The following is a 24,628-nucleotide window of genomic DNA, read 5'->3' on the forward strand; positions in this document are numbered from 1 at the left end:
GGCCCGCGGTCAGGGTCGCGGTCCCGTGTCGGCGGCCCGGACCGCGGATGCGACCAGCACCTGCGTGAAGGCGGCGATGTCCGCCGTGTCCAGGCGCTCGACCACCTTGCCGAGCATCTCCCCCCAGTCGGGACAGAAGTCGTACGCGAGCAGGTGCCCTTCCCGGTGCGTGCCCACGCGGGCGTCGAGCAGGGCGTCCAGCCCGGGCGCCGGCAGGATGACGGGCGCCTGGAAGATCTTCCGCTCCGCGGCGCCGGGGCCGAACCAGCTCTGGCCCAGCAGCAGGGCCGGGTCCACCAGCCGCCCCGCGCCTTCGCACCAGACGACCACGTGCCCCAGAACCTCCCCGTTGCCCGCGACCATGGGCGGCAGTTGCCACTCGGGAAGGTCGAGTGCCCTTCCGTCGCCCCGGGTCACGCGCAGTGCGGCCGGGATCAGACGGCTCTGCAGACCCATGACGCGCAGCGCCGCGGTGAACGCCAGGGACAAGAAGATGGGGGAGGGTGCCTTCTGACCGCCCAGGTGATGGGCGGTCGCGCCGATCAGGCCGTACAGAGGGCGCGCGTCCGGCGGAGCGATCCGGGTGAGCGCAACGGCGTCGCGCCAGGCGAACTCGGGCATCCGGTGCGGACCGCTGCCGCCCGACGGCGGGAGCGGAAAGGCTTCGGGCGCGTCCGGCTCCTCGGAAGGCTCGTCCAGGGTGGCTTGTTCAAGGGGCTCCAGGAACTCGCGTGCCTTGGTCGCAAGAGGCAGGTGGCTCTGCCCCGCCGCCTCGAACAGCGTGAGGCTCTCTCGCATCAGGGCCCGGCACAGCTCCACGTCCCCGTCCGGATGCCCCACCCGATACCGCGTCCAGGCCAGAACCGCGCGCCGGTGGACGACCGTGGCCAGCACCTCCGACCCGGCTTCGGTGTGCGTGGTGAGCAAGGCCTCGGCCCGGTCGATCATCGACTCCGCGGCGTCCAGGATCCAGGTCTCCACGGTGAGCCCGGCGTCCTGCCTGGCGAAGCTGCCGACCATCACGGCGTGGGCGGCCTCCACCAAGTGGTCCGCGTGGCGGCGCATGACGATCACGGCCGTCCGGTCGGCGGGTTCCGGAATTCCGGCGGTGACGGCGAGGGACTCCTCGAGCCGGCCCGTGGAGGCCTTGACCATGGCGTCCAGGAAGCGCAGATCCGTACTCGCCTCCGCCTCGTCCGGGGCCTCGGCCCTGGCCTGGTCGATGACCAGCGCCGCCGAGTCCCACTCCTGGATCCACACAAGCGTCTGGGCCTGTTCCAGCCGGGTCCGGAAGGCGAGTTCCGGAGTCACGTCCTCGCGCCGCAGCACTACGTCGAGCCGGGAGTGGGCGCGGGCGATGTCGGAGATCCTGTTCAGCGCCACTGCCGCGCGCATCTCCGAGACAAGGGCCAGCACGAGGTGCTGCACGCCCTCCGCGTCGAGTGTGTCCATGCCCTCCAGCAGGGTCCAGCCGGTCCGGGCCGCCTCCGCGGCCTCCTCGAACCGTGCCAGGTTCAACAGGCACTGGGCCAGGCTGGTCGTCGTCGCGGCCCGCCGGTAGACCCGGTCGTCCACGGCCGCCCCGTCGGCCTCGTCCACGATCTCCAGCGCCTCCCGCAACAGCCCCTCACTGCGCGCCGGATCACCGTGCACCGTCGAGATCGCTCCGGCGACATTGGCCAGCAGCGCGACCGTGTTCTCGTCCGCCCGGCCACTGCCGTGCACGTTGCGCGCCACATGGACCGCGTGCTCGATCAGAGTGGCCGCCTCGCTCCACGTCTGTTGCCTCTGGCTCTCCGCCAGTCGTCTTGCCAGCTCGAACACGAACCGGCTCTGCATCCCGTCCACCGCGTCGCCGTCCAGCATCCCCCGCGTGATCTCCTGCACGATGCGATGGATCGCGAGCACGCCGTCCCGGGGATCGACCAGCGAGAACCTGCGCAACTGGGCCACGGCGCCGTAGACGGCCGGTCCGGTCGGCAGGTCGAGCGTGGCGAGGTGCAGCGGAATGAAGTCCGGCGCCAACAGGGCGCATCGGGCCAGCAGTTCGGCGGCGAGCCGGTGCCCCGAGGTCTCGGGCGAGCCGAACGCCTGCTCCAGTACCTTCCGTACGCTCAGAGTGACCGCGGCCGTCAGTGTCGCGCCCTGCCGGTAGTCGAGCGGCACGAAGCCGGGGTCGTCGAGCAACCGGGCCCGGCAGTCGTCCAGTTCCGTCAGGTACACCTCGACCGGGCACTGGGTCGCCGCTATGTAACCAGTGGCCTGGGCGATGGCGAGCGGGATGCACTCCACCGCGTCGACCAGCGCGGACACCTCGGCGCCCGAGGCAGCCGGCAGCCTCTCCCCGGCCCACTCGACGGCCTCCTCCTCCGCCATCCGCTCCACGACCAGCCCGCCGTCCGCCGCGGCCCAGGCCGAGTCGCGGGTGGTGACCAGCAGGTGCGCGCCGTCGCAGACGGGCAGCAGTCCGGCCAGTTGCTCGCGGTCGGCCACGTTGTCGAACACCAGCAGCAGCCGGGGGCCGAGGTGGGCCAGGCGGCGGCCGACCTGGGCGAGGATCTCCTCCTCGGTCGCCGCCTCGGTCTCCTGCCGCTCCTCGGCGAGCATCCGCCGGTAGGCGGCGAGGACGTCCTCCCGGGTGTCGGAGGGAATCCACCAGACGAACTCGTACGCGTCCCGGTGCCGGTGGGCGTACAGCCGGGCGATGCTCGACTTGCCGATCCCGCCGAGTCCCGACACCACCACGCGGACCGTGCCCGCATCGGGCTCCCGCAGGAACCGCTCCCTGAGCGCCGTCAGTTCCCGTCCTCGGCCGCGCACGCCCGCGGCCGACGGCACGTCACGGAACGGGGCCCGGACGGGTCCGGGCGCCTCGCCGGCCACTGCCCCGGACGCGGCCCGACGGCCGTGCAGGAGACCGGGAAGCTCGTCCAGCCGGACCGTGCGCCGGGCGAGGCGGCGGTCCCCGGACCACTGGAACATCTTCACGAACAGGGCGTCGACGGTGCTGTCGACCTCGGCCGCCGCCATCGCGACGGGGGAGAGCCGCAGCAGCTCCAGCCGGGCCTGGTCGAGGAGCTGCTCCCAGGGGCCGATCCGGGTCTCGATCTCCAGCCGGCGCAGCAGCGCGTGGTCCTCGCTGGTGAGACCGAGCGAGGCCGGAACGAGGCCCTCGCACTCCGCCAGCCACCGGCCGGGGTCCGGCACGGCCCGGGCCCGCGCCACCGCGTCCCGCAGGGCCTGCCCCGACGGGTGCACGGGGGCGTCCGAGAGGAACCGCAGCACCGCCGTACCGCCGGGATCCGCTGCTCCCCAGCGGCGGGCCAGCCGCACCAGCTCCGGACCGGACCACGAGCCCGGCTCGACGCGGGTCTTCGCCTGGGCGAGCAGCAGCGGCCGGTCCTCCGCGTCACGCACCTCGAAGTCGATGGCCTCGTCGGCGCCCTCCACCCGGAAGGTGCCGGCCTCAGGGTGCTCCTCCGGGGTCCGGATCAGCTGCAGAATGGCGCACGCCGTCTGGAACCCCATCCCCCGTGCCGTGTCGACTCCGCCCACGTGCCGCCCCCTGTCCCTCGACTCACCCACCAGCATGCCCGCCACCACTGACAGCCCTGCCCCGATGCCGGTCTTGATCTTCAGGATGGACAATAGGCGTACGGAGCAGGGTTCTTGAGAGCACAAGACGGGGGCATGATGCTGGAGGAACTGATTCTGGCCGGAGGCACCACGGTGGTCGGAGCCATGGCCACCGACTCCTGGACGCTCGCGCGGGGCGGGATCGCCAAGTTGTTCGGCCGCCGCGGAGAGGGGCAGCAGGCGTCCATCGAGGCCCAGTTGGACAACAACGCGGCGCTGGTCGTGCGGGCGGACGACGCCGAGCGGGTACGGCAGAGCCTGCTCCCCGTGTGGCAGCTGGAGTTGGAGTCGCTGCTCGGTGAACACCCGGACGCCGCCGGTGAACTGCGGGAGCTGATCGACGAGATCCGGCAGCAGCTGCCCGAGACGCAGCGCGCATGGGTGCAGAACAACGTCGCGAAGGACGGCGGTCAGGTCTTCGCGGTCCAGGGCGGCAACGTCATCGTGCACCAGGCTCCTCCGGGCCAGGGAGGCGGCGGCGGAGAAGCCAAGTGACCCATGCCGTCCCGGGGCCCCGGCAGGTGGTCCGTGTCGAGGGCGGGTTCGGGTACGGCGTCATCGGTGCCGATCTGCACGTCTTCCCCGACCGGGGCCCGGTCTACCTGCTCTCCGAGCACCGGCCGGCCGGCGCCCCCGCGGACCAGGACACCGCCTGGCTCACCGCCCAGCCCAGCCGCCTGCTCAACGCCCGTTTCCAGGCAGTCGACTTCACCGGTCGCGACCGGGAGCGGGCCGAGCTGGCAGCGTGGCGCGACGGCGACGGCCCGCGCGCAGCGGCCCGCTGGCTGCACGGCCCCGGCGGCCAGGGCAAGACCCGGCTCGCGTCCCGGTTCGCCGCCGACAGCGCCGCGGCGGGCTGGAAGGTCGTCACGGCCACCCACGGTTCCGGCGCCGTCCAGCCGCACCTGGGCAGCCAGGACCTGCGCCTCGACGGTGCCGCCGGGCTGCTGCTGGTCGTGGACTACGCCGACCGCTGGCCGCTCTCCCATCTGACCTGGCTGTTCAGCAACAAGCTGCTCGACCGGCAGCTGCCGACCCGGGTGCTGCTGCTCGCCCGGTCCGTGAGCCCGTGGCCTGCCGTGCGCGCCGCGCTCGACGACACCGGGACGCAGACCGGCGACCGCGCGCTACGGCCGCTGGACGACCGGACCGGTGGACTCGGCGAGCGGCAGACCATGTTCACCGTCGCCCGGGACTGCTTCGCCGCCCGCTACGGTCTGACCGACCCGTCCGTCATCGCCGCACCCGACTACCTGGACCGGCCGGAGTTCGGTCTCGTCCTCGCCCTGCACATGGCCGCCCTCGTGGCCGTCGACGCCCACACGCGGGGCAACAGACCCCCGCAGGACATGGCGGGCCTGTCCGCCTACCTGCTCGACCGGGAACACCGGCACTGGACCCGGCTCTACGAACTCCGGCTGGAGGGCCTCGACTTCGAGACCCCGCCCAGCTCCATGAGCCAGGTGGTCTTCACCGCGGCCCTCACCGGCGCCGCCGCGCACTCGGACGCCACCGCGTTGCTGGGCGGTCTCGGTCTGGAGCGCCCCGGGCGGCTGCTCGCCGACCACACCACCTGCTACCCGCCCGAGGAGCCCGGCGCCGTCCTGGAACCGCTCTACCCCGACCGGCTCGCCGAGGACTTCCTCGCCCTGAGCCTGCCCGGACACCAGGTGACCGGCCATCCCACCGCTCCCTGGGCGGCGGACGTCGTCGGCGCGCTCGTCGCCCGCACCCCGGACGGCTCGCCACCCGCCCACCTCGCCCGTGCCCTGACCTTCCTGGCCTCGGCGGCCGCGCCGCACCGCTGGCCACACGCCGTCCGGCACCTGGAAACCCTGCTGCGCGCGGACCCGGCCCTGGCGGTCGACGCAGGCGGTGCGGCCCTGACCGCGCTCGCCGCCCTCGACCTCGCCCCCGCCGTCCTGGAAGCCGTCGACGCGCAGGTGCCCCGCCAGGGTCAGCCGGACCTCGACGCCGGGATCGCCGCCTTCACCCGGCGCCTCACCGACCACCGGCTCGCCGCCACCGACGACCCCGCCGAACACGCCCGGCTGTACCAGGACCTCGGATTCCGCATGCTGCGCGCCGGGCATCGGGACGAGGCCATGGCCGTCACCGAGCAGGCGGTCGGCATCCTCCGGCGGCTGGCCGCCGCCGACGGTGGTGCGTACGAGCCGGCTCTGGCCACCGCCCTGGCCGAGCTGAGCGAGCGTGCCTTCGCGGCGGGCCGTGCGGAGGCGAGCCGCCGGGCCGCCGAGGAGGCCGTCGGCATCTTCCGGCGGCTGACCGCCCTCGACGCGGCGTACGAACCCGGCCTCGCCGTCTCCCTGTCCTACCTGGGCCAGGGCATGACGGAGGCGCGCAAGCCCGAGGAGGGCCTCGCGGCGACCGAGCGGGCCATGGGGATCTTCCAGCGGCTGGCGGCCACCGACCCCGCGACCTACGAGCCCGGTCTCGCCATGACGCTGGCCAACGCGGCCATCTTCTCCTGGCGATTGCGGCGTTGGCCGGACGCCCTGACCGCTGCCGAGCGCGCGGTGACCGTCATCCGGCGACTGGTGGCCGCCGGACCCGCGGCACACGCGTCCGCCCTCACCCGGGCCGTCGCGGTGGACGAGTCCGACCTGGCGACGGCCCTGGCCAACCTGGGCTTCTTCCTGTGGGGCGCGCGCCGCCGGGACGAGGCGGTGACCGCCCTCCGGGAGGCGGTCGGGATCAACCGGCGGCTGGCCGAGGCCAATCCCACCGCCCATGAGGCCGAGCTGGCCAGGGAACTGTCCTCCCTCGGCACCTACCTCTCGCACAGCGGGCAGGGGAAGGAGGCCCTGGTCGTCAGCGAGGAGGCCCTGGACCTCTGCCGGCGGCTCGCGGCGGAACGTCCCGCCGCGTTCGAGCAGCTGCTGCGCAAGGTGTCCGAGGCCCACGAGGCGGTGGTGAACCGGCGGAGCGGCGAGGGAAACAGGACCTGGACGCTGGAGGAGCACTACGTGGCCCTCCTCAACCAGGACGAGGTCTGGCAGGACGCGCAGGACCGCCGCCACCGTCTGGACGACATGGACCCCGGCTACTGCGGGAACGTGCTGCGCTTCCTGCTCCGGCGGGCCGACGTCGTCTTCGAGACGCTGGCCGACGGGCTCATCGTCTCCGCCGAGTCGCTCGGCCGGTGGGACGGCGAGGGCGCCGCGGCGTGGCTCGCCCGGCAGCCGCTCGCGGTCGCGCTGCGCCGCCGGTCGGAGGGCAAGCCCGCCCGGCCGGAGTCCTGCCACTGCGGATACGCGATCCAGCCCGGCTGGAATCATGATCACTGCTATCCCGGCATCATCGTCGACTGAAGCCGAAGTCGGCCGGGCGGACAAGGGGGGACTCGTGGGGGACGCGGCCGAGCTCGGCCTGACGGTGGTGGAGGTCGTGCGCGAGCGCTGGGGCGTCAGGCTCGACGACGACGGCCTCATCGCCCGCTTCACCGAACCGGGATGGAGCTACGAGGAGGAGGTGCCGCGGCCCTGCCCCGAGTGCGACGGCAGGATGCACGCACTGCGCAGGCCGTACGAGTCGGGCGGGCGGCTCTACCGCTACGTGGCCGTGGTCTGCCCGGTCTGCCCCGCGGCGTACACGCTCGCCGACCTCGGTGTGAAGACGTACGACAAGCTCGTCCCCCAGCCCGGGGCACAGGCGAGGTCCACACCGGAGGCGAAGAAGCCGACGGCCCCACGGCTGCGGGTGTCGCGGCCCACGACGGCGACGCGGGTGTCGTCCCTGCTCCTCGGGCCGTGCCCCACGGAGCCCGGCGTCACCATCACCCCCATCCACGCTTCCTCGCGCCCCGCATGGCCCGCCGACCTGCCGGTGCCGACGGAGAGCGAGGAGCGCCGGCTGCTGTGGTGCAAGGTGACCGACCCGGCCTGGCGCCCGCCCGAGGGCGCGGTGGCGGCGGCCGACGACGTCCGGGTCGTCCTCCCCGACGGCCCCGCCTTCGCCGACCTGCGCGGCCACCTCGCCGACCGGGGCGTACCGTTCCGTGCCGTCCGGCACTGGACGGAGAACGAACAGGTCGGCACGGTCTCCGACTTCGGCTCCACCACCGGGCTGACGGCCCACCCCGCCCGTACGTTCCCCACGGGCTCCGCGATGCCGCCCTCGCCCGTCGCCGGGCCCGGCGCCCACGCGGCCCGGGACGCGTTCGAGGCCCAGTGGGACGCCCTGGAGGACGTTCCGGACGCCGACGGCATCCCGCACGTGCCGGTGACCGACCTCGTCCCCGAGGACTGGACCCGGCTGCTGCCGCACCCCACCTTCAACCCGGCCCAGGCCGACGCCGTCCCCGCGGTGCTGGAGGGCGACGACCACCTGATCGTCGTCGCCCCGACCGGCGCGGGCAAGACACCCGTCGGCATGGTCGCCGCGCTGCGGGCCCACGCCGACGGCCGCAAGGCGGCCTGGCTGGTGCCCCAGCGGTCGCTGACCGACGAACTCGACCGCGAACTGGAGATCTGGCGGCGGCACGGGCTCACGGTCGTCCGGCTCACGGGGGAGTACGCCGTCGACGTCGACCTCATCCGCGAGGCCGACGTCTGGGTCGCCACCACCGAGAAGTTCGAGGCGATCTGCCGGAACGGCTCGCTGGGCGGCGCCCTCGCCGAGGTCGGTTGTCTGGTCGTCGACGAGATCCACCTGCTCGGCGATCCGGCGCGCGGCGCCGTGCTGGAGGCGGTGCTCACCCGGGTGCGCGAGGACAGCGCCCGGACACGCATCGTCGGACTGTCGGCGACCGTGGCCAACGCCGACGAGGTCGCCGACTGGCTGGGCGCCCGGCTGATCCGTACCGCATGGCGGCCCACCCGGCTGACCTGGCAGATCCCCCTGCTCCCCGCGCCGAGGGACGGCGAACGCACGACGCGGGCCGCCGTGGCCCGCACCGCCGCGGCCGTGCGACTGGCCCGGGCCGTCACCGACGAGGGCGGCAGCGTGCTCGTCTTCTGCAGCAGCAAGCGGGGCGTGCGCGCGACGGCCCTCGCCCTCGCCGCGGACCGGGGCGTGCCGACCCGCGGCGTCGACGCGGACGACACGGAACTCGTCGAGCGGCTGTGCGGCAAGGCCGGTGTGGGACTGCACTACCGCGACTGGCCGTTCAAGCGCGAGGCCGAGCGGGCGTTCCGGGCCCGCGAGACCGACGTCCTCGTGGCGACCTCCACCGTGGCCGCCGGGGTGAACCTCCCGGCCCGCGCCGTGATCGTGCGTGACGTCCGGCTCGGCCAGGACCGGATCGAGGTGTCCATGGTGCAGCAGATGTTCGGCCGCGCCGGGCGGGTCGGCGCGGGGGAACGGGAGGGCTGGGCCTTCCTGCTGGCGGACGAGACGGAGCGCCCGGAGTGGCAGGCCCGGCTGACCGCCGGATACACCGTGCGCTCACGGATCGGCGACCGGCTGCCCAACCACCTGCTCGCCGAGGTGGTGCAGGGTCGGGTGGAGTCGCTGGAGGAGGCCGAGGACTGGTGGACCGGGACGTTCGCCTTCCACCAGGGGCACGACAGCGTGGAACCGCTCCACGACGCCGCGCTCTATCTGGCGGAGGCCGGCCTCCTGCGCTCCGCCCGTGGGCCGCAGGGCCAGGAGTTCCTGGAGGCGACCGAACTGGGCATGCTGACCAGCCGGTTCATGGTCGACGCCGAGCCGGCCCACGAACTGGCCGAAGGGGTGCGCGGGCTGCCCGTACCGGAGGACGCGGACCGGTCCGAGCAACTGCTGACCAGGCTGCTGACCATGCAGCTCCCCGACCTGGCGGACGCGGCCTTCAGCGACCGGGCGCGCGCGACGCTACGGCGGGTGCTGCGCCACCAGGGCCGGGTGGAGCAGCTGGAGCAGGACCCGGAGCAGCCGGACCAGGACGAGGGGCTGCGTCCCGGGGAACTGGCCTACGCGGTACTCCTGCTGGCGGCCTGCAGCCCGCAGGCGTTCGCCACGCGCGGCGGTTACGTGCTCGGCATCCCGGCCGACAGCCTGACCGGCGTCCTGGACGAGGCCCAGCGCTATCTGGCCTGGCTGGGTGCCCAGGGCGAGCTCGGCACCGTCCACCCCTGGGCGGCCGTCGTGGCCGCTGACCTCGCCGAGCGCATCCGCTGGCGCACGCTGGGGCCGGGCCGCGGGGCCGGGCGGCTGCTGTGGATGTGCGGGCGCATGGCCACACCCCAGCTCGCCCCCCGCCTCGTACCGCGGATGTGGCGGGCGGCCCGGGACGCCGGGGTCGGCGCCCCGGACTGGACGGGCACCACCCCGCCGCGCGACAGCGCGCTCCCGCCCGGGCGCTACGAGGCGCTGCTGAAGCAGCGGACCACCGGCACCGTCCTCACGCAGAACTCCGGCTCCGTGCAGGTGACGGCCCCGCACGGCGCGGTGATCTGCCTCTGGAACGGCGCGACGACGGTCCGCTACGCGTCGGACGGCACCCCGGCCCGGCTGGACCACCCGCCCGCCGCTCCCGACGATCCCTCGGCGGGCCGGCGCGGCGCGGCGGTCTTCACCCGCGGCGACCACCTGGCCGCCGGCTGGCTCGCGGCCTACAACGCGACCGGGAACGGGGCATGAAGCGGCCGGACCCACCGCGCTCGTGTCCCCCGAAGGGGGCCGGACGCACCCTGGGTCCGGCCCGGCACCCGGTCACACACTGTCACCGCTCAACTCGGTGGTTGTGTCACGGACTTCCTGATGTGCAGCAGGGGTCCGCAGGGTCGGCGGAACCCTGCGTGCCGTGTGGTGTCGTCGCGGTTCGGGACGGGCCGTGGTCAGCCGCGCAGTGCGGAGGCGAAGATCACCGGCAGTGCGGAGCAGCGGGGTGCGGCGGCGAAGCCGGTGAGGAGACGGCCCAGGCGGCCTCGCCGCGGACCGGGCCGGCGAGGGCCCGGTCGATCTCCCCCACCTGGTCGGTGGCGGGTACGGAAGTCGCCATCACGCAGTTCCCTCGGCGCCGTTGCCCGCCTTGATGAGGTCGGCGGCCCTCTCCGCGGCCATGATCGTGGGCGCGTTGGTGTTCCCGCGCGTCACCGACGGGAACACCGAGGCGTCGACGACCCGCAGGCCGGCCACGTCGTACACGCGCAGCTCGGGATCTACCACCGCGCCGATGGCACAGGTCGACGTCGGGTGGTAGAGCGTCTGCCCGGACCGCTGCGCCCAGGCGAGGAGGTCCGCGTCGGAGTCCGAGGCCGGCACGTCGCCGTACGGCCCCGTGACGACGTCGGCCACCGCCTGCTGCGCCGCGATCTCCAGGGCGATCCGGATCCCGGCGACGATGCAATCCCGGTCCTCGGCCGTCATCAGGTAGTTGTGCAGGATCCGGGGCGCGGCGTCCGGCCGCGGGGAGCGCAGGCTCACCGCGCCGCGGCTGGTCGGGGCCACCACGCACGGGCCGAAGGCGAAACCGTGCTCGGTGACCGAGCCGAGCCCCTCCTGATGGAAGAGCACGGGGGCGGCGTGGAACTGCACGTCCGGCGCGACCAGACCGTCCCGGCTGCGGAAGAAGCCGCCGGCCTCCCCGATGTTGGAGGTCAGCGGGCCGCGCCCCTCGGTCTGCAGCAGCACTGCGTTCTCCGGGCTCGCCGCGCTGATCAGCGACTCGACATCGGTACGGAAGTTCAGCAGCGTCATGTAGTGGTCCTGCAGACCCTGGCCGACCGGCAGATCGCGTACGACGTCGATGCCGAACGCGGACAGGGCGGCCGCGGGGCCGATCCCGGACAGCATCAGCAGCTTCGGCGACTCGTAGGCGCCCGCGGACAGGAGCACCTCGCGCTCGGCACGGATCACCTCGACGGTGCCGTCCCGCTCCACCTCCACACCCGTCGCCCGGCCACCCTCGATCACGACGCGGTGGGCGCGGGCCGAGGAGAGCACGGTGAGGTTCGGCCGTTCGAGCGCGGGGTGCAGATAGGCGACGGCCGTGCTGCAGCGCATGCCGCCGCGCTGCGTCAGCTGGTAGCGGCCGACGCCGAACTGCGTCTCGCCGTTGAAGTCGTCGTTCGCCTTGTGCCCGGCCTGCTGGGCGGCCTGCACGAAGACCGAGGAGAGCGGGTGCCCCGACCGGCCGTCACTGACCGTCAGCGGCCCGCCCACCCCGTGGAACTCGTCCGCGCCGCGCTCGTTGTCCTCGGCGCGCCGGAAGTACGGCAGCACGTCGGCGTACGACCACCCCGTGGCCCCGGCCGCGGCCCAGCCGTCGTAGTCGGCGCGGCTGCCCCGGATGTAGACCATCGCGTTCATCGAGCTGGAGCCGCCGAACATCTTCCCGCGGGGCAGGTAGGTCCGTCGGTCGCCGATCCCCGGCTCCGGGTCGGAGTCGAGGTCCCAGTCGAGGCCGGACTTGAACAACTGTGGGAAGGCGGCCGGGACATGGACCTCCTGCGCGGTGTCGGGGCCGCCCGCCTCGATCAGCGCCACCCGGACTCCGGGGTCCTCCGACAGCCGGGCCGCCAGCACGGAGCCCGCGGATCCGGCGCCGACGATGACGTAGTCGTACATGCTCATTCCGTCCCCTTTGATTGAAGAGTGCTTTGCCTGCGATCCCGGGCCGCAACGTCCGGCCGGCCCGGTGCCGTCCCCGCTGACCGGTCGAACGCGGCGGGTCGAGGACGCGCACGAGGAAGTGGAGCCGGTCGGCCAGCTCCCGCCGTTGCCACGGTCCCTGGTGGACGCCGAAGTGGTCGAGGGGGTATTCACGCACCTGTGCCCACTTCCCGGCCTTCTTGGCGAGCCTGCCGTGACGGGTCGGTTCGGGCCGGCCTCCGGCGCCGCGCGTGCGCACACCTCCTTACGCCAGGTCGGGCCCGCCGTGCCGGCGCAGATCCCGTCGGCGTCGGGGGTGCTCGTCATCGCCATGGACCCGGGCGGCCCGACGGTCGGCAGGTGATGCGGCGGCCGCTTGGTGAGGGCACGGGCGTCGTCGCGCGGACCGTGCCCGGTCAGGCTCTTCGGCCGACCGGCCAAGGCATGGCGCACGACGTGCGCCGGCGTGGCGAGGCCGTCCACCGCCGGCGTCAGCGCGACCGCCGCGGCCATCCGTGCGTCTGGGGCCGCGACCGCGATCGCGACGACATGACGCCGACGTACGACGTCCCCCACAGCACGATCCGGTCGGATCGACGCCGGGCGGACGCGCGGTACTCCTGCCGCTGTCGCGGGTCCCGCCGAAGCCGTGCGCCACGGGAGAGCCCGTGGGCACAGGTGGCTCAGGAGGTTCGCTCGGCGGGGAGGGCCTGTTCCGCCCAGATGACCTTTCCCTCGCGGCCGTGCCGCGTGCCCCAGCGGTCGGCGAGCTGGGCGACCAGCAGCAGGCCGCGGCCGCCCTCGTCGAAGGTCCGGGCACGGCGCAGGTGCGGAGCGGTGCTGCTGGCGTCGAAGACCTCGCAGGTGAGCGTGGGGGCGAAATGGACGTAGTCGGCCCAGGCCGCTGAGCGGCCGCCGGGGAAGTCCAGCGCCCGCTCGTCCTCCACGAGGTTGTCGGCCTGGAAGGTGACGGCGAAGGACGCCACCACGCAGACCCAGGCGGTGACGACGAGACCGAGGGCCACCGCCACCCGGGGAACCACGAGAAACGCCGAGCCGAGGTGTCCGGGAAGCCAGACCACCGCCACCACCAGCGCGGCAGCCGCGATGAAGATCGACACCCCTGGTCCGGGCGCGGTCCCGAACACGTAGCGCTGCGTCCACGTGCCCCGCGATTCACGTCGAGCCCAGAGGCGCACTCGCTCGTCCGGGACGGTCGAGAAGGTGACCAGGGTCAGGACGAGATAGGGGAGGAGACAGGCGAACAGCACCAGCACGCCCACGTCCGCCGCCGGGATCGACGACGCGCGCGCGTCGAGGCCGAGGAGGACCGCTGTCGTGCAGGCCGCGACGACGGCGCTCGCTGTCGTTCGACGGCGTTCGGAGAGCCGGCGCTGCACGGACGAGCTCCACGGGATACGACGGTGGCGGACGTGCTCCGGTGCCGGTCGCATCGAAGGTACGGCATCCACCGGTTCTGCTGCGGGCGACTCGGTGTGCGGGAATCCGGCTGCTGCCGGATGGTGGGGAGATGCGGACGTCCCAGGTGATGAGCGAGGCCGACTTCCGGTCGCTGTACCGAACGCTGAGGGACTCGGCGCCCGGCGGCGACGCGGGCCGGGGCGCCCTGGAGACGATCACCGGGGCGCAGGTGCTGGCGGCCGTCCGCGAGGTGCGGTCCGGACGTACGGTGTCGCTCGCGGCCCCCGTCAACAAGCGTGTCGCACCGGACGACGCCGAACCGGCCGAGCACCGGCTCATCGCTCCGGAAGGCGGCCGCCCCAGTGCGAGCGGCCTGGATTTCGCCCGCGACCGATTCGCCATGAACATTCACGGCGACGGGAACAGCCACCTCGACGCGCTGTGCCACGTCATCTACGACGGCACGCTGCACGGTGGCCTGCCGGCGGCGGACGTGCTCTCACCGGACGGCGCCGACGCCCTGTCCGTCGATCTGGTCCGCGACGGCATCGTCGGCCGTGGAGTTCTCCTCGACATCCCCCGGCTGCACGGCGTGCCCTGGCTCGAACCCGGGTCGCACGTGACCGCCGACGACCTCGCCGCCGCCGAGGCCGAGCAGGGGCTTCGAGTGGGCCGGGGCGACATTCTTCTCGTGCGGGTCGGACACCGCCTGCGGCGCGAGGAACTCGGCCCCTGGGACGTGTCCGACGCTCGCGCCGGGTTCCATCCGGCCGCCATGGAGTTCCTGGCGGAGCGGGAGGTGTCCGTGCTCGGGAGCGACGGCAACAACGACACCGGTCCCAGCCCCGTGCAGGGAGTCGCTTACCCGGTGCATGTGCTCGCCGTCCACGCGATGGGACTGCATCTGCTCGACTACCTGCGGCTCGAGGACCTCGCGCCGGTCTGCGCCCAGGAGGGCCGCTGGTCCTTCCTCTGCGTGATCGCCCCGCTCCGGCTGCCCTCGGCCACCGGTTCCCCGGTCAATCCCCTCGCGATCCTGTGACGGGCGGCCCGGCCCGGAGAACCACCGCACCCCGGCTCACCCGAACAGCTCAACTCGCCGGGTAGATCACCCGGAGATACGTTGGTGTGCGGGGCGGGACGACGGCTGGGGTGGATTTCCCCCTCACCCCGGGCAGGACGGGACGAGGCTCCGAGGGCGGTGGCCTGCATGACCGAAGCGCAGCACTACGACGTCATCGTGATCGGCACCGGAGCGGGTGGTGGCACCATCGCCCACCGGCTGGCGGGCACGGGAAAACGGATCCTCCTTCTGGAACGTGGCGGTTATCTGCCCCGCGAACGCGACAACTGGGACTCGACCGCGGTCTTCGTCAAAGGCAAGTACCGCGCTCCGGAGTTCTGGTTGGACAAGAACGGCAACAAATTTCCGCCCGAGGTCAACTACTACGTGGGCGGCAACACCAAGTTCTACGGCGCCGCTCTCTTCCGGCTGCGCCCGGAGGACTTCGGTGAACTCCGTCACCACGACGGCATCTCGCCGGCCTGGCCGCTGCGCTACGAGGACTTCGAGCCGTACTACACACAGGCCGAACACCTCTACCTCGTGCACGGCCGGCACGGCGAGGATCCCACCGAGGGTCCCACCAGCGCTCAGTACGCCTGCCCGCCGGTCCAGCACGAGCCCCGCATCGAGCAGCTCAGCCACGACCTGGAGAAGCAGGGGCTGCACCCCTTCCACCTCCCGATCGGCGTGAACCTCACCCAGGACGACCGCGGCCGGGCCGTCCACACCAGCGCCTGCATCCGCTGCGACCGCGTCGACGGCTTCCCCTGCCTGGTCGGCGCGAAGTCCGACGCCCAGGTCATCTGCGTCGACCCCGCCCTGGAACATGCCAACGTCGAGATGGTCACCCACGCGGACGTGCGGCGCCTCGAGACGGACGCGACGGGCCGCAGTGTCACCAAGGTCGTCGCCACCGTGGGGGACGGAGACCCCGCCACCGTGGAGTTCAGCGCCGACATCGTGGTCGTGGCCTGCGGTGCCGTCAACTCCGCCGTCCTGCTGCTGCGTTCGGCCGACGAACGGCATCCGCAGGGCCTGGCCAACAGCTCGGACGTGGTGGGCCGGCACTACATGCGGCACAACAACCTGGCCCTCATGGCCGTGTCCAAGGAACCGAACGACACCAAGTTCCAGAAGACTCTGGCGCTGCACGACTGGTACCTGGGAGCCGACGACTGGGACTACCCCTTGGGCGGGATCCAGATGCTCGGCAAGTCCGACGCCGAGCAGATCCACGGCGAAGCGCCCCGCTGGGCCGGGGCGGTCTCCCCGGACATGCCGTTCGAGGTGCTGGCCCACCACGCGGTCGACTTCTGGCTGTGCGGGGAGGACCTGCCGACCGCCGAGAACCGCGTCACCCTGGACCGGGACGGCGACATCCACCTCGCCCTCGACGAGAAGAACAACATCGCCGGGCTGGAGCGCCTGCGGCACAAACTGCAGCACATGCTCAGCCACTTGGGCATGCACGAACATCATCTCCTGTCGCGCAGCATCTACCTGCACAAGGGGATGCCCATCGGCGCCACGGCGCACCAGGCGGGCACGGTCCGCTTCGGCAGCGACCCCGCGACCTCGGCCCTGGACGTCAACTGCAAGGCCCACGACCTCGACAACCTCTACGTCGTCGACACGAGCTTCTTCCCGAGCATCGGAGCGGTCAATCCCTCGCTGACCGCCATGGCCAACGCCCTGCGGGTCGGCGACCACATCGCTGAGCGGCTGCAATGACCTCCCTTCAGACCGGGCGCTCGTGACGTTCGCCGAGCTCTACGCCGACCAGAACGAGAGGGACCACCAGGCACTCGTCGACGCCGTCCGTACGGGACGGGTCACGGCGGCATCGGCCTGAGCAGGGGACCAGCAAGGAGACCTCCATGGATCGCTACCCGCCCATCGCCGAGCACGGGCTCATCGGGGACCTGCAGACCGCGGCTCTGGTGTCGTCGCACGGCGTGATCGACTGGTTCGCGGCACCGCGCTTCGACTCGCCCAGCGTCTTCGCCGCCCTGCTCGACCACGACGGCGGCGGCTACTTCCTGCTCGCGCCGGTGCACCCCGAGGGGACCTGGAAACAGCTCTACTACCCGGACACCGCCGTCCTGGTGACCCGCTTCATGTCTCCCGACGGAGTCGGCGAGATCATCGACTTCATGCCGGTCCAGCCGGGCACGAAAGCGACCGACCGGCATCAACTGGTGCGGGTCGCCCGTACGGTGCGCGGCACCGTGCGATTCGAGCTCACCTGCCGGCCACGGTTCGACTACGCGCGGGCGGAACACCGGCTCGACCTCACGCCCGAACGGGCGACGTTCCACGCCCCGGGCGCGACCGCCCACCTGCAGAGCACGATCCCGCTCGAACAGGACGGGCAGGACGTCCGGGGCGCCCGGACGCTCAACGCCGGGGAGACGGCCGCCGTGGTGTTCACCATGTGCCCGCCGGGCGGAGAGGCGCCGCCACCACCCACCGCCGAAGGGGTCAGCGCAGGCCTCTGGGAGAACGTCGACTTCTGGCAGCTGTGGGTGCGCACCTCGCGCTACCGTGGCCGCTGGACGGACACGGTGTACCGCTCCGCCATCACGCTCAAGCTCCTGACCTACGCCCCCACGGGTGCTCCGGTCGCCGCCGCCACCATGGGGCTGCCCGAGCAGGTCGGGGGTGAGCGCAACTGGGACTACCGGTACACCTGGGTGAGAGACGGGTCCCTGTCGATCCGGGCCCTGCTCGATCTCGGCTTCGTGGAGGAGGCGACCCGCTTCACCCACTGGCTCGGCGCCCGCCTCAGCGCCAACGCGGGACCGGACGGCGAACCCCTGCAGATCATGTACCGGGTGGACGGTGACCCTCATCTGACAGAGGAGATCCTGGAGAACTTCGAGGGGTATCGCGGCTCCTACCCGGTCCGGGCCGGCAACGCCGCCTCCGACCAACTGCAGCTCGACATCTACGGCGAGGCCCTGTACGGCCTGGCCGAGGGCCGCACGATCGGCGAGCAGATGGGCTATCACGGGTGGAAGGGCCTGACCGCCACCCTGAACTGGCTCGCCGACTCCTGGGACCGGCCCGACGAAGGGATCTGGGAGACCCGGGGCGGACGCAAGGACTTCACCTACAGCCGGGTGATGTGCTGGACCGCGTTCGACCGTGGTCTGAAGCTGGCGGCCGAGTTCAGCAGGCCGGCCGACACCGCGCGCTGGACCCGCGCCCGGGACGAGATCCTGGAGCAGGTCATGGAACGCGGCTGGAACGAGAAGGAGCAGGCCTTCGTCCAGTACTACGGAGGCGACGTCCTGGACGCGTCCCTCCTGCTCGCCCCCCGGGTCGGCTTCATCTCCCCCCGAAGCCCCGGCTGGCTCACCACCCTGGACGCCATGGACCGCGTCCTCGTCTCCGACAGCCTGGTCTACCGCTACGACCCCCAGGAGTCTCCCGACGGACTGCGCGGGAACGAAGGAACGTTCAGTCTCTGTACGTTCCTGTACGTCGACGCCCTCGTCCGCGCGGGGCGGCTCGCCGACGCCCGCTACGCCTTCGAGAAGATGCAGACCTACGCGAACCACGTCGGCCTCTTCGCCGAGGAGATAGGTCCGAGCGGAGAACAACTCGGCAATTTCCCGCAGGCTTTCACCCATCTGTCCCTCATCATGGCCGCCACGACGCTCAACGACGCGCTCGACCGGCTCTGGCGAACCCCCGACTGAACCCCGACCGGCGCACGCCCTTCGCGTGGGCGGTCACCCCATGGCGCGGTGGGTACCCGTGGCCCGACGAGCCCGCCTCCGATCGGGCGAAGATCCTCAGTCGGTCAGCCCAACGCGGGCTCACCCACGCTGCGGCCCCTCGTCCACGGTGTTTGTGTGGCGGCTGAACCTCCGGGCCACGGCCCGGCTGATCCGGGCCATGGAGTGGAGGAGACAGACATCGTGAGTTCCGCCGAGGGTGCACCGCAGAACGTGATCCCCGCACATCTGCTCAAGGGGCAGAAGGCGCTCGTCACCGGCGCCAACTCCGGGATCGGCCGGGCCACGGCCGTCGCCCTGGGCCGGGCCGGCGCCGACGTGGTCGTGAACTACGTGGCCGGGCGTGAGGACGCCGAGCAGGTGGTCGAGGAGATCAAGGCCCTCGGGGTGAAGGCGGCGGCCTACGAGGCGGACGTGTCCGACGAGGGCCAGGTCGTGGCGATGATGGACCGGATGGTCCAGGAATTCGGCACGATCGACATCCTGGTCGCCAACGCCGGACTGCAACGCGACGCCCCGTTCACCGAGATGACCGTCGCCCAGTGGCAGAAGGTGCTGGACGTCAACCTCACCGGACAGTTCCTGTGCGCGCGCGAGGCGACGAAGGAGTTCCTCCGGCGCGGCGTCGTGCCCGAGGTCTCACGTGCCGCCGGGAAGATCATCTGCATGAGTTCGGTGCACCAGATCATCCCGTGGGCGGGGCACGTGAACTACGCCTCCTCCAAGGGCGGGGTCCAGATGATGATGCAGACCCTCGCCCAGGAACTCGCCCCGAAGAAGATCCGGGTGAACGCGGTCGCCCCCGGAGCCATCAAGACCCCCATCAACCGCAGCGCCTGGGAGACCCCGGACGCCCAGAAGGACCTCCTGCGGCTGATCCCCTACGACCGCGTCGGCGATCCCGAGGACATCGCCTACGCGGTCGTCGGCATCGCCTCCGACCTCATGGACTACGTCGTGGGCGCCACCCTCTACGTGGACGGCGGGATGACCCTCTTCCCCGGTTTCGCCACCGGCGGCTGACCGTCCTCGTACCGGGCTACCAGGGACACACGCATGCACACGACGCTCACCTGGCTGGCGGACGCGCCGCCGCAGATGCTCCCGGCCAGATCGATGATGGCCTTCACCCTCGTCACCCATATCATCCTGGTGCCGCTGGGCGTGGCACTGCCGCTGATCACACTGATCATGCACGGCTACGGTCTGCGCCACGACGACGCGACCGCCCTGCTGCTGGCACGGCGGTGGTCGGCCGTCATGGCGGTCCAGTTCGCGATCGGCGTGGTCACGGGCACCGTGCTGTCGTTCGAGTTCGGGCTGCTGTGGCCGGGCATGATGGGCCGGTGGGGTGACGTCTTCGGCCTCGGTTTCGGGGTGGAGGGATGGGGTTTCTTCCTGGAGGCCGTCCTCATCGCCATCTATCTCTACGGCTGGCGCAGACTTCCCTCCCGCACCCACTTCCTGCTCGCGCTGCCGCTGCCCTTCGTGGCCCTGCTGGGCGCCTTCGGGATCCTGGCCGCCAACTCGTGGATGAACACACCGCGCGGCTTCACCCTCGACGCCGCGGGAAACCCCGTGGACGTGAACGTCCGCAAGGCGATCTTCACGCCCATCTTCGGCCCGGAGTACTGGCACTTCGTGGTGGCGATGTTCGTCACGGCGGGCTACGTCACGGCGGGCGTCTACGCGATGGGCTGGCTGCGTGGCCGCCGCGACAGGTACCACCGGCTCGGCTTCACGGTCCCCTTCACACTCGCCGCGGTGCTGACACCGGTGCAGTTCATGCTCGGCGACTCCATCGCCCGCCAGGTGTTCCACAAGCAGCCGGTGAAGTTCGCCGCGATGGAGATCGTCTGGAAGACCGACACTCATGTGCCGGAGTACCTCTACGGCCGACTGCACTCCGACGGCACGGTCTCCGGCGGCATCAAGATCCCCCAGCTCGACTCCATCCTCGCCGGCTTCCGCCCGGACACGAAGGTGACCGGACTGACCTCCGTGCCGGCCGACGACCGCCCGACCGCCGTCCAGGCCACCATCACGCACTTCGCGTTCGACACCATGGTCTTCATCGGCTCCCTGCTGCTCCTGCTCGCCCTCTGGTACGGCGTCCTGTGGCTGTGGCGCCGCCGACTGCCCACCTCTCCGTGGTTCTTCCGGGGGGCGGCGTGCGCGGGCGTGGCCTCCGTCATTGCCGTCGAGTGCGGCTGGATCACCACCGAGGTGGGCCGCCAGCCCTGGATCGTCTACCAGTACATGCGGGTCGCCGAGGCGGTGACCGCGACCCGCTCCACCAGCCTGTGGATCACGTTCGGCGTGGTCATCGTGGTGTACGTCTTCGTCTTCGGATCGCTCCTCGCCGTGCTGCTCAAGATGCGCACACGCTGGCGGCTCGCCGACGAGAAGGGCGGACCGCAGCCACCGAAGGAGACGCCGGAAACGGACACCCCCGAGACGGACACACCGTACGGGCCGCGCTCCACCGGGAGCCGGCTGTGATCGCCGGGGTCATCGCCGTCGTCCTGCTGATCGTGATCGCCGCCTATGCCTGCGGTGGCGGCACCGACTACGGCGCCGGATTCTGGGACCTGACCGCAGGCGGAGCGGAGCGAGGCAAGCGCCCACGGTGGCTGATCGACCACGCGATGGAGCCCGTGTGGGAGGTCAACAACGTCTGGCTGATCTTCGTGCTGGTCGTCATGTGGACGGGCTTTCCCGTCTTCTTCCAACAGGTGTTCACCACGATGTGGCTACCGTTGACGCTTGCCGCCCTGGGCATTGTGCTGCGTGGCGCCGGCTTTGCCTTGCGCAAGCCCGCCCGGCGACTGGCCGGCCGCCGGCTGTACGGAGCGGTCTTCGCCGTCGCCTCGCTGCTGACACCGTTCTTCTTCGGCGCCGCGATCGGGGGAGTGGCCTCGGGCCGGGTGTCCGCCACGACCACGGCGTCCACGGACGCCTGGGCCAATCCGACGTCTTTGCTGTTCGGTCTGCTCGCCGTCGCGGCCACGGCGATGCTGGGCGCCGTCTTCCTCGCGGCCGACGCCCGGCGCTTCGGCGCGCCGGACCTGGACGGGTACTTCCGCAGGCGTGCCCTGGGAGCCCTCGCCGCCGTAGCCGTGCTCGCCGTCATCACATTGATCGTCACTCATGGCGATGCCCCCCACGTGTGGCACGGGCTCACCCACGGCGTGGGACTCGTCTTCGTGATCGTGGCAGTAGTGGCCACCCTCGCCACCGCGTGGCTGCTCACCCGTCCCTCCGCGGACTGGTCCCGGGTTGCGGCGGTCGGGGTGGTGGCGTCGGCCGTCATCGCCTGGGGCATGGCTCAGCGCCCCTACCTGATCCCGACCTCACTCACCGTTGCACAGGGGGCGGGCGCGCACACCACGCTGCGCTGGCTCGGGCTCGTCACCCTCGTCGCCGTCGTGCTGGTCTTTCCCGCGGTCGCCCTGCTGTACTGGCTGGACACCCACGGTGAGCTGGAGGGTCTCACCGACGCCGAGTTGCAGCGCGGCGGGGCGGGTGACGAGGGGTGACCTCGGGGGGCCTTTCCTCGCGATCGGCGTGACCGGCCCGGATCGCTAGTGCTGCGGCCGCGTGGCGGCACGACGAGCCGCGCGGCGCCACAGATGCCGCTGCACGCGCAGGGTGATGACGCCGACGGCCACCAGAACGGCCACGTTGAGAAGGAGCTGGAACAGTGAGCCCCGCGCCTCGTGCCATTCGGAGAAGGCGAGCGAGACGGCCATGTCCGAGGCGGCGGGAATCGTGGTCACGGAGATGAAGACACCGAGCAGCGCACTGGTACGTGCCTCCGTGAGCGAGACGACTCCGACCACGCCGGCGAGGACGGCGACGACGACCGAGAAGACGTCCGGTGTGTCGATGAGGTGGGAGACGGGCCGCAGGCCCAGATCGAAGGCCGTGGACTGCAGGTCGGCGGCCCGCGCCAGCAGGGCGAAGACCAGCGTGATCGCGATGGCCAGCAGGAATCCGGTCGTCAGCGCGCGGGTCCCCTCCCAGATCCTGCGGCGGTTACGACGGTCGAGCCCGAGCGCGATGCTGGTGATCGCGTTGTACTCGGGGCCGACCACCATGGCCGCCACGATGAGGATCTGCGAGTTGGTCATGATGCCCACCGAGCCGATGAGCCCGGCGATGACCAGGAACAGGTAGAAGGACGGCGGGTAGGTCCCCCCGGCCCGGATGTGGGCCTCGACCGCGGCCCACAGCGGCGCGTGGACGAGCGCACTCGGCTGCTCGTCCTCGATCTGCTGCGCACGGTGCGAGAACATCAGGTCGACGTCGTCGACGGCGATCGCCCCCGCACGGTCGATCCCCAGCTTGCGCAAGCCGTCCAGCACGCCGTTCGCGGCACCCTTCACCACATCGCACTCCAACACGTCACCGTCCGGAACGTGGGCCGACTTCACGACCACCACGTTGAGGACGCGGTCGTTCGACGCCAGCAGGTCGACGGCCCGTTGGGTGAGCGTCGGCGGCATGACCATGCGGAAGTGGATCAAGTCCATCCGAACCTCCTGCGGGGCGCGAACTACAGGTGCGGCTCGGCCACTGCGCGCAGCGCCTGCGCCAGCACCTGCTCCCGGTCGCCGGACGCGTCGATGGTGACGCCCGGCTCGTCGGCCTCCAGCGGATCCAGAATCTCGTACTGGGAGTCGAGCAGCTGCGGGGGCATGAAGTGACCCTTGCGACGGGCGATCCGCTCCGCGGCCACGTCGCGGGCCAGAGCGAGATGGATGAACCACAGGTCCGCTCCGGTGCGCCGGAACTGGTCCCGGTAGGCGCGTTTGAGCGCGGAACACGTGGCGACACCCCCGTGCCCACCTGCCGCGGCCGTGCGAATCCACTCTGTGAGAGCCGCCAGCCAGGGTCGGCGATCGGCGTCGTCGAGGGGGTGCCCGGACGCCATCTTGGCCCGGTTGGCCGCGGAGTGGAGGCTGTCGCCCTCCAGGAAGGGCACACCGAGTCGCGCTGCGAGCGTTGGTCCCACAGCGGACTTGCCGGACGACGACACACCCATGACGATCACCACGCGTGAACCGCCGACCGCGCTGGTCAACGAGCCTCCCTGAGGTGACGGTGGAACACTGGTGCACATCCACTATCACCCGTCGTTCCATGACGTGCTGCACGAGCCAACCCGCTGTCCCCGACCGCAGCCGGCTGTCGCGCCAGGAGCCCGCCCGATGACCTCCGCCAAGACCTCGGACAGGGAGCGACTCCTGCTGCCGTTCACGCCGGGCGACCTCGGTGGTCTTCCTCCGGGATGGCATGCGCTCGTCTGGGACGGCACCGGTGGGGTCCCCGACGGCCCGGCCCTGGACGCCGTCGAGTTCTTCGTCATCCCGTACACCTTCACCAGCGCGGCGCTGCCCCTGCTGCCGGCGCTGCCGGCCCTGCGCGTGCTGCAGTCCCTGAGCGCGGGCGTCGACGACGTGCTGCCCCACCTGCCCGCCGGGGTCACGCTCTGCAACGCCAGAGACGTCCACTCGACCAGCACGGCCGAACACGCGGTGGCGCTGACGCTCGCCGCACTGCGGGGCATCCCCGACTTCGTCCGCGACCAGGACGCGGAGCGCTGGACACCCGGCTTCCGGCTCGCGCTGGCCGACCGGACGGTTCTGCTGCTCGGCTACGGCTCCATCGCCGCCGCCGTCGAAGCCCGCCTGACGGCGTTCGAGTGCCACGTGCTGCGCGTGGCCCGCACCGCACGACAGCTGCCCCAAGGGCCGGTGCACTCCATGGACGAGCTGCCGTCCCTGCTGCCACAGGCCGACGTGGTGGTGCTGACCGTGCCGCTCACGGACGCGACCCGCGGACTGGTCGGCGTACGGTTTCTCGGGCGGATGAAGGACGGAGCCCTGCTGGTCAACATCGCCCGAGGCCCGGTGGTGGACACCACCGCACTGGTCAGCGCCCTGCGCAGCGGGCGGGTGAGCGCGGCACTCGACGTGACGGACCCGGAGCCGCTACCGCCGGGGCATCCCCTGTGGACGACTCCGCACACCCTGATCAGCCCCCATGCGGCCGCCACCACCTCAGCGTTCCGCCCCCGGGCACTGGCGCTGGTTCGTGCCCAGCTGGCCCGGTACACGGCCGGAGAGGCCCTGGCCAACGTGGTGGCCGCGCCTCGAAGCGCTCATGGACCCGGTCGCTGACGAAGCTCCGGGCCGAACACGCGTGGCGGGTGGCCGGTCGA

The 24,628-nt window shown here is 72.0% G+C and carries 17 protein-coding genes; 11 read left to right on the top strand and 6 right to left on the bottom strand.

What is annotated here, in order from left to right:
• Positions 1-9: 9 nt before the first annotated feature.
• Complete coding sequence (locus tag ACIRVH_RS40880; protein WP_403964753.1) at positions 10-3,648, bottom strand: NB-ARC domain-containing protein; 3,639 nt, start codon at positions 3,646-3,648, stop codon at positions 10-12.
• 21 nt (positions 3,649-3,669) lie between these two features.
• Between ACIRVH_RS40880 and ACIRVH_RS40885 the strand changes: the two genes are divergently transcribed.
• The 3 genes from ACIRVH_RS40885 to ACIRVH_RS40895 are packed head-to-tail and all read left to right on the top strand — an operon-like array spanning position 3,670 to position 10,218.
• Positions 3,670-4,131 carry a hypothetical protein gene (locus ACIRVH_RS40885; RefSeq protein ID WP_403964755.1) on the top strand — a complete coding sequence of 154 codons (462 nt, stop codon included), beginning with the start codon at positions 3,670-3,672 and terminating at the stop codon, positions 4,129-4,131.
• Complete coding sequence (locus tag ACIRVH_RS40890; RefSeq protein ID WP_403964757.1) at positions 4,128-6,968, top strand: tetratricopeptide repeat protein; 2,841 nt, start codon at positions 4,128-4,130, stop codon at positions 6,966-6,968. Before ACIRVH_RS40885 ends, ACIRVH_RS40890 begins: the two co-directional genes overlap by 4 nt.
• Before the next feature lie 34 nt (positions 6,969-7,002).
• Positions 7,003-10,218 carry a DEAD/DEAH box helicase gene (locus tag ACIRVH_RS40895; RefSeq protein WP_403964759.1) on the top strand — a complete coding sequence of 1,072 codons (3,216 nt, stop codon included), beginning with the start codon at positions 7,003-7,005 and terminating at the stop codon, positions 10,216-10,218.
• 223 nt (positions 10,219-10,441) lie between these two features.
• On the opposite strand, the gene ACIRVH_RS40900 is transcribed toward ACIRVH_RS40895, so the two are convergent.
• A complete protein-coding gene (locus ACIRVH_RS40900; protein WP_403964760.1) occupies positions 10,442-10,579 on the bottom strand; it encodes a hypothetical protein in 138 nt (45 codons plus the stop codon).
• Positions 10,579-12,153, bottom strand: coding sequence for a GMC family oxidoreductase (locus tag ACIRVH_RS40905; RefSeq protein WP_403964762.1), 1,575 nt, complete (start codon positions 12,151-12,153; stop codon positions 10,579-10,581). The genes ACIRVH_RS40900 and ACIRVH_RS40905 overlap by 1 nt, the downstream gene beginning before the upstream one ends.
• Between ACIRVH_RS40905 and ACIRVH_RS40910 the strand changes: the two genes are divergently transcribed.
• Positions 12,146-12,535 carry a hypothetical protein gene (locus ACIRVH_RS40910; protein ID WP_403964764.1) on the top strand — a complete coding sequence of 130 codons (390 nt, stop codon included), beginning with the start codon at positions 12,146-12,148 and terminating at the stop codon, positions 12,533-12,535. The two genes, ACIRVH_RS40905 and ACIRVH_RS40910, sit on opposite strands and share 8 nt — an antisense overlap.
• Before the next feature lie 319 nt (positions 12,536-12,854).
• Here ACIRVH_RS40910 and ACIRVH_RS40915 read toward each other — a convergent pair whose 3' ends face one another.
• A complete protein-coding gene (locus tag ACIRVH_RS40915; protein WP_403964766.1) occupies positions 12,855-13,625 on the bottom strand; it encodes an ATP-binding protein in 771 nt (256 codons plus the stop codon).
• A 77-nt stretch (positions 13,626-13,702) separates the two neighbouring features.
• Here ACIRVH_RS40915 and ACIRVH_RS40920 point away from each other — a divergent pair, with 77 nt between their 5' ends.
• The 6 genes from ACIRVH_RS40920 to ACIRVH_RS40945 all read left to right on the top strand — a co-directional run bounded on the left by ACIRVH_RS40920 (position 13,703) and on the right by ACIRVH_RS40945 (position 21,941).
• Positions 13,703-14,635 carry a cyclase family protein gene (locus ACIRVH_RS40920; RefSeq protein WP_403964768.1) on the top strand — a complete coding sequence of 311 codons (933 nt, stop codon included), beginning with the start codon at positions 13,703-13,705 and terminating at the stop codon, positions 14,633-14,635.
• Positions 14,636-14,803: 168 nt separating this feature from the next.
• A complete protein-coding gene (locus tag ACIRVH_RS40925) occupies positions 14,804-16,390 on the top strand; it encodes a GMC oxidoreductase (protein ID WP_403964770.1) in 1,587 nt (528 codons plus the stop codon).
• A 146-nt stretch (positions 16,391-16,536) separates the two neighbouring features.
• Positions 16,537-18,363, top strand: coding sequence for a glycoside hydrolase family 15 protein (locus ACIRVH_RS40930; protein WP_403964772.1), 1,827 nt, complete (start codon positions 16,537-16,539; stop codon positions 18,361-18,363).
• 222 nt (positions 18,364-18,585) lie between these two features.
• Entirely contained in the window at positions 18,586-19,425 is an 840-nt protein-coding gene (locus tag ACIRVH_RS40935) for an SDR family oxidoreductase (protein ID WP_403964774.1), read from the top strand.
• A 33-nt stretch (positions 19,426-19,458) separates the two neighbouring features.
• On the top strand, positions 19,459-20,904 hold the full coding sequence (locus ACIRVH_RS40940; protein ID WP_403964776.1) for a cytochrome ubiquinol oxidase subunit I: 1,446 nt from the start codon (positions 19,459-19,461) through the stop codon (positions 20,902-20,904).
• Positions 20,901-21,941 carry a cytochrome d ubiquinol oxidase subunit II gene (locus ACIRVH_RS40945; RefSeq protein WP_403964778.1) on the top strand — a complete coding sequence of 347 codons (1,041 nt, stop codon included), beginning with the start codon at positions 20,901-20,903 and terminating at the stop codon, positions 21,939-21,941. The genes ACIRVH_RS40940 and ACIRVH_RS40945 overlap by 4 nt, the downstream gene beginning before the upstream one ends.
• Before the next feature lie 45 nt (positions 21,942-21,986).
• Here ACIRVH_RS40945 and ACIRVH_RS40950 read toward each other — a convergent pair whose 3' ends face one another.
• Positions 21,987-22,937, bottom strand: coding sequence for a DUF389 domain-containing protein (locus ACIRVH_RS40950; RefSeq protein WP_403964780.1), 951 nt, complete (start codon positions 22,935-22,937; stop codon positions 21,987-21,989).
• A 23-nt stretch (positions 22,938-22,960) separates the two neighbouring features.
• On the bottom strand, positions 22,961-23,488 hold the full coding sequence (locus ACIRVH_RS40955; RefSeq protein WP_403964782.1) for a gluconokinase: 528 nt from the start codon (positions 23,486-23,488) through the stop codon (positions 22,961-22,963).
• A gap of 127 nt (positions 23,489-23,615) precedes the next feature.
• On the opposite strand from ACIRVH_RS40955, the gene ACIRVH_RS40960 reads away from it, so the two are divergent.
• The gene (locus tag ACIRVH_RS40960) at positions 23,616-24,587 is read left to right on the top strand and encodes a 2-hydroxyacid dehydrogenase (protein WP_403964784.1); all 972 of its coding nucleotides are present in this window, start codon (positions 23,616-23,618) and stop codon (positions 24,585-24,587) included.
• Positions 24,588-24,628: the final 41 nt, after the last annotated feature.

This window comes from Streptomyces sp. NPDC101165 (assembly GCF_044768135.1).
Taxonomy (GTDB): Bacteria; Actinomycetota; Actinomycetes; order Streptomycetales; family Streptomycetaceae; genus Streptomyces.

Excerpts from the sequence above, each read along its gene's own strand:
- ACIRVH_RS40960 (WP_403964784.1), top strand. The coding sequence starts at position 23,616 with ATGACCTCCGCCAAGACCTCGGACAGGGAGCGACTCCTGCTGCCGTTC.
- ACIRVH_RS40920 (WP_403964768.1), top strand. The coding sequence starts at position 13,703 with ATGCGGACGTCCCAGGTGATGAGCGAGGCCGACTTCCGGTCGCTGTAC.
- ACIRVH_RS40910 (WP_403964764.1), top strand. The coding sequence starts at position 12,146 with ATGCTCATTCCGTCCCCTTTGATTGAAGAGTGCTTTGCCTGCGATCCC.
- ACIRVH_RS40925 (WP_403964770.1), top strand. The coding sequence starts at position 14,804 with ATGACCGAAGCGCAGCACTACGACGTCATCGTGATCGGCACCGGAGCG.
- ACIRVH_RS40915 (WP_403964766.1), bottom strand. The coding sequence starts at position 13,625 with ATGCGACCGGCACCGGAGCACGTCCGCCACCGTCGTATCCCGTGGAGC.
- ACIRVH_RS40905 (WP_403964762.1), bottom strand. The coding sequence starts at position 12,153 with ATGAGCATGTACGACTACGTCATCGTCGGCGCCGGATCCGCGGGCTCC.
- ACIRVH_RS40950 (WP_403964780.1), bottom strand. The coding sequence starts at position 22,937 with ATGGACTTGATCCACTTCCGCATGGTCATGCCGCCGACGCTCACCCAA.
- ACIRVH_RS40900 (WP_403964760.1), bottom strand. The coding sequence starts at position 10,579 with ATGGCGACTTCCGTACCCGCCACCGACCAGGTGGGGGAGATCGACCGG.
- ACIRVH_RS40930 (WP_403964772.1), top strand. The coding sequence starts at position 16,537 with ATGGATCGCTACCCGCCCATCGCCGAGCACGGGCTCATCGGGGACCTG.
- ACIRVH_RS40940 (WP_403964776.1), top strand. The coding sequence starts at position 19,459 with ATGCACACGACGCTCACCTGGCTGGCGGACGCGCCGCCGCAGATGCTC.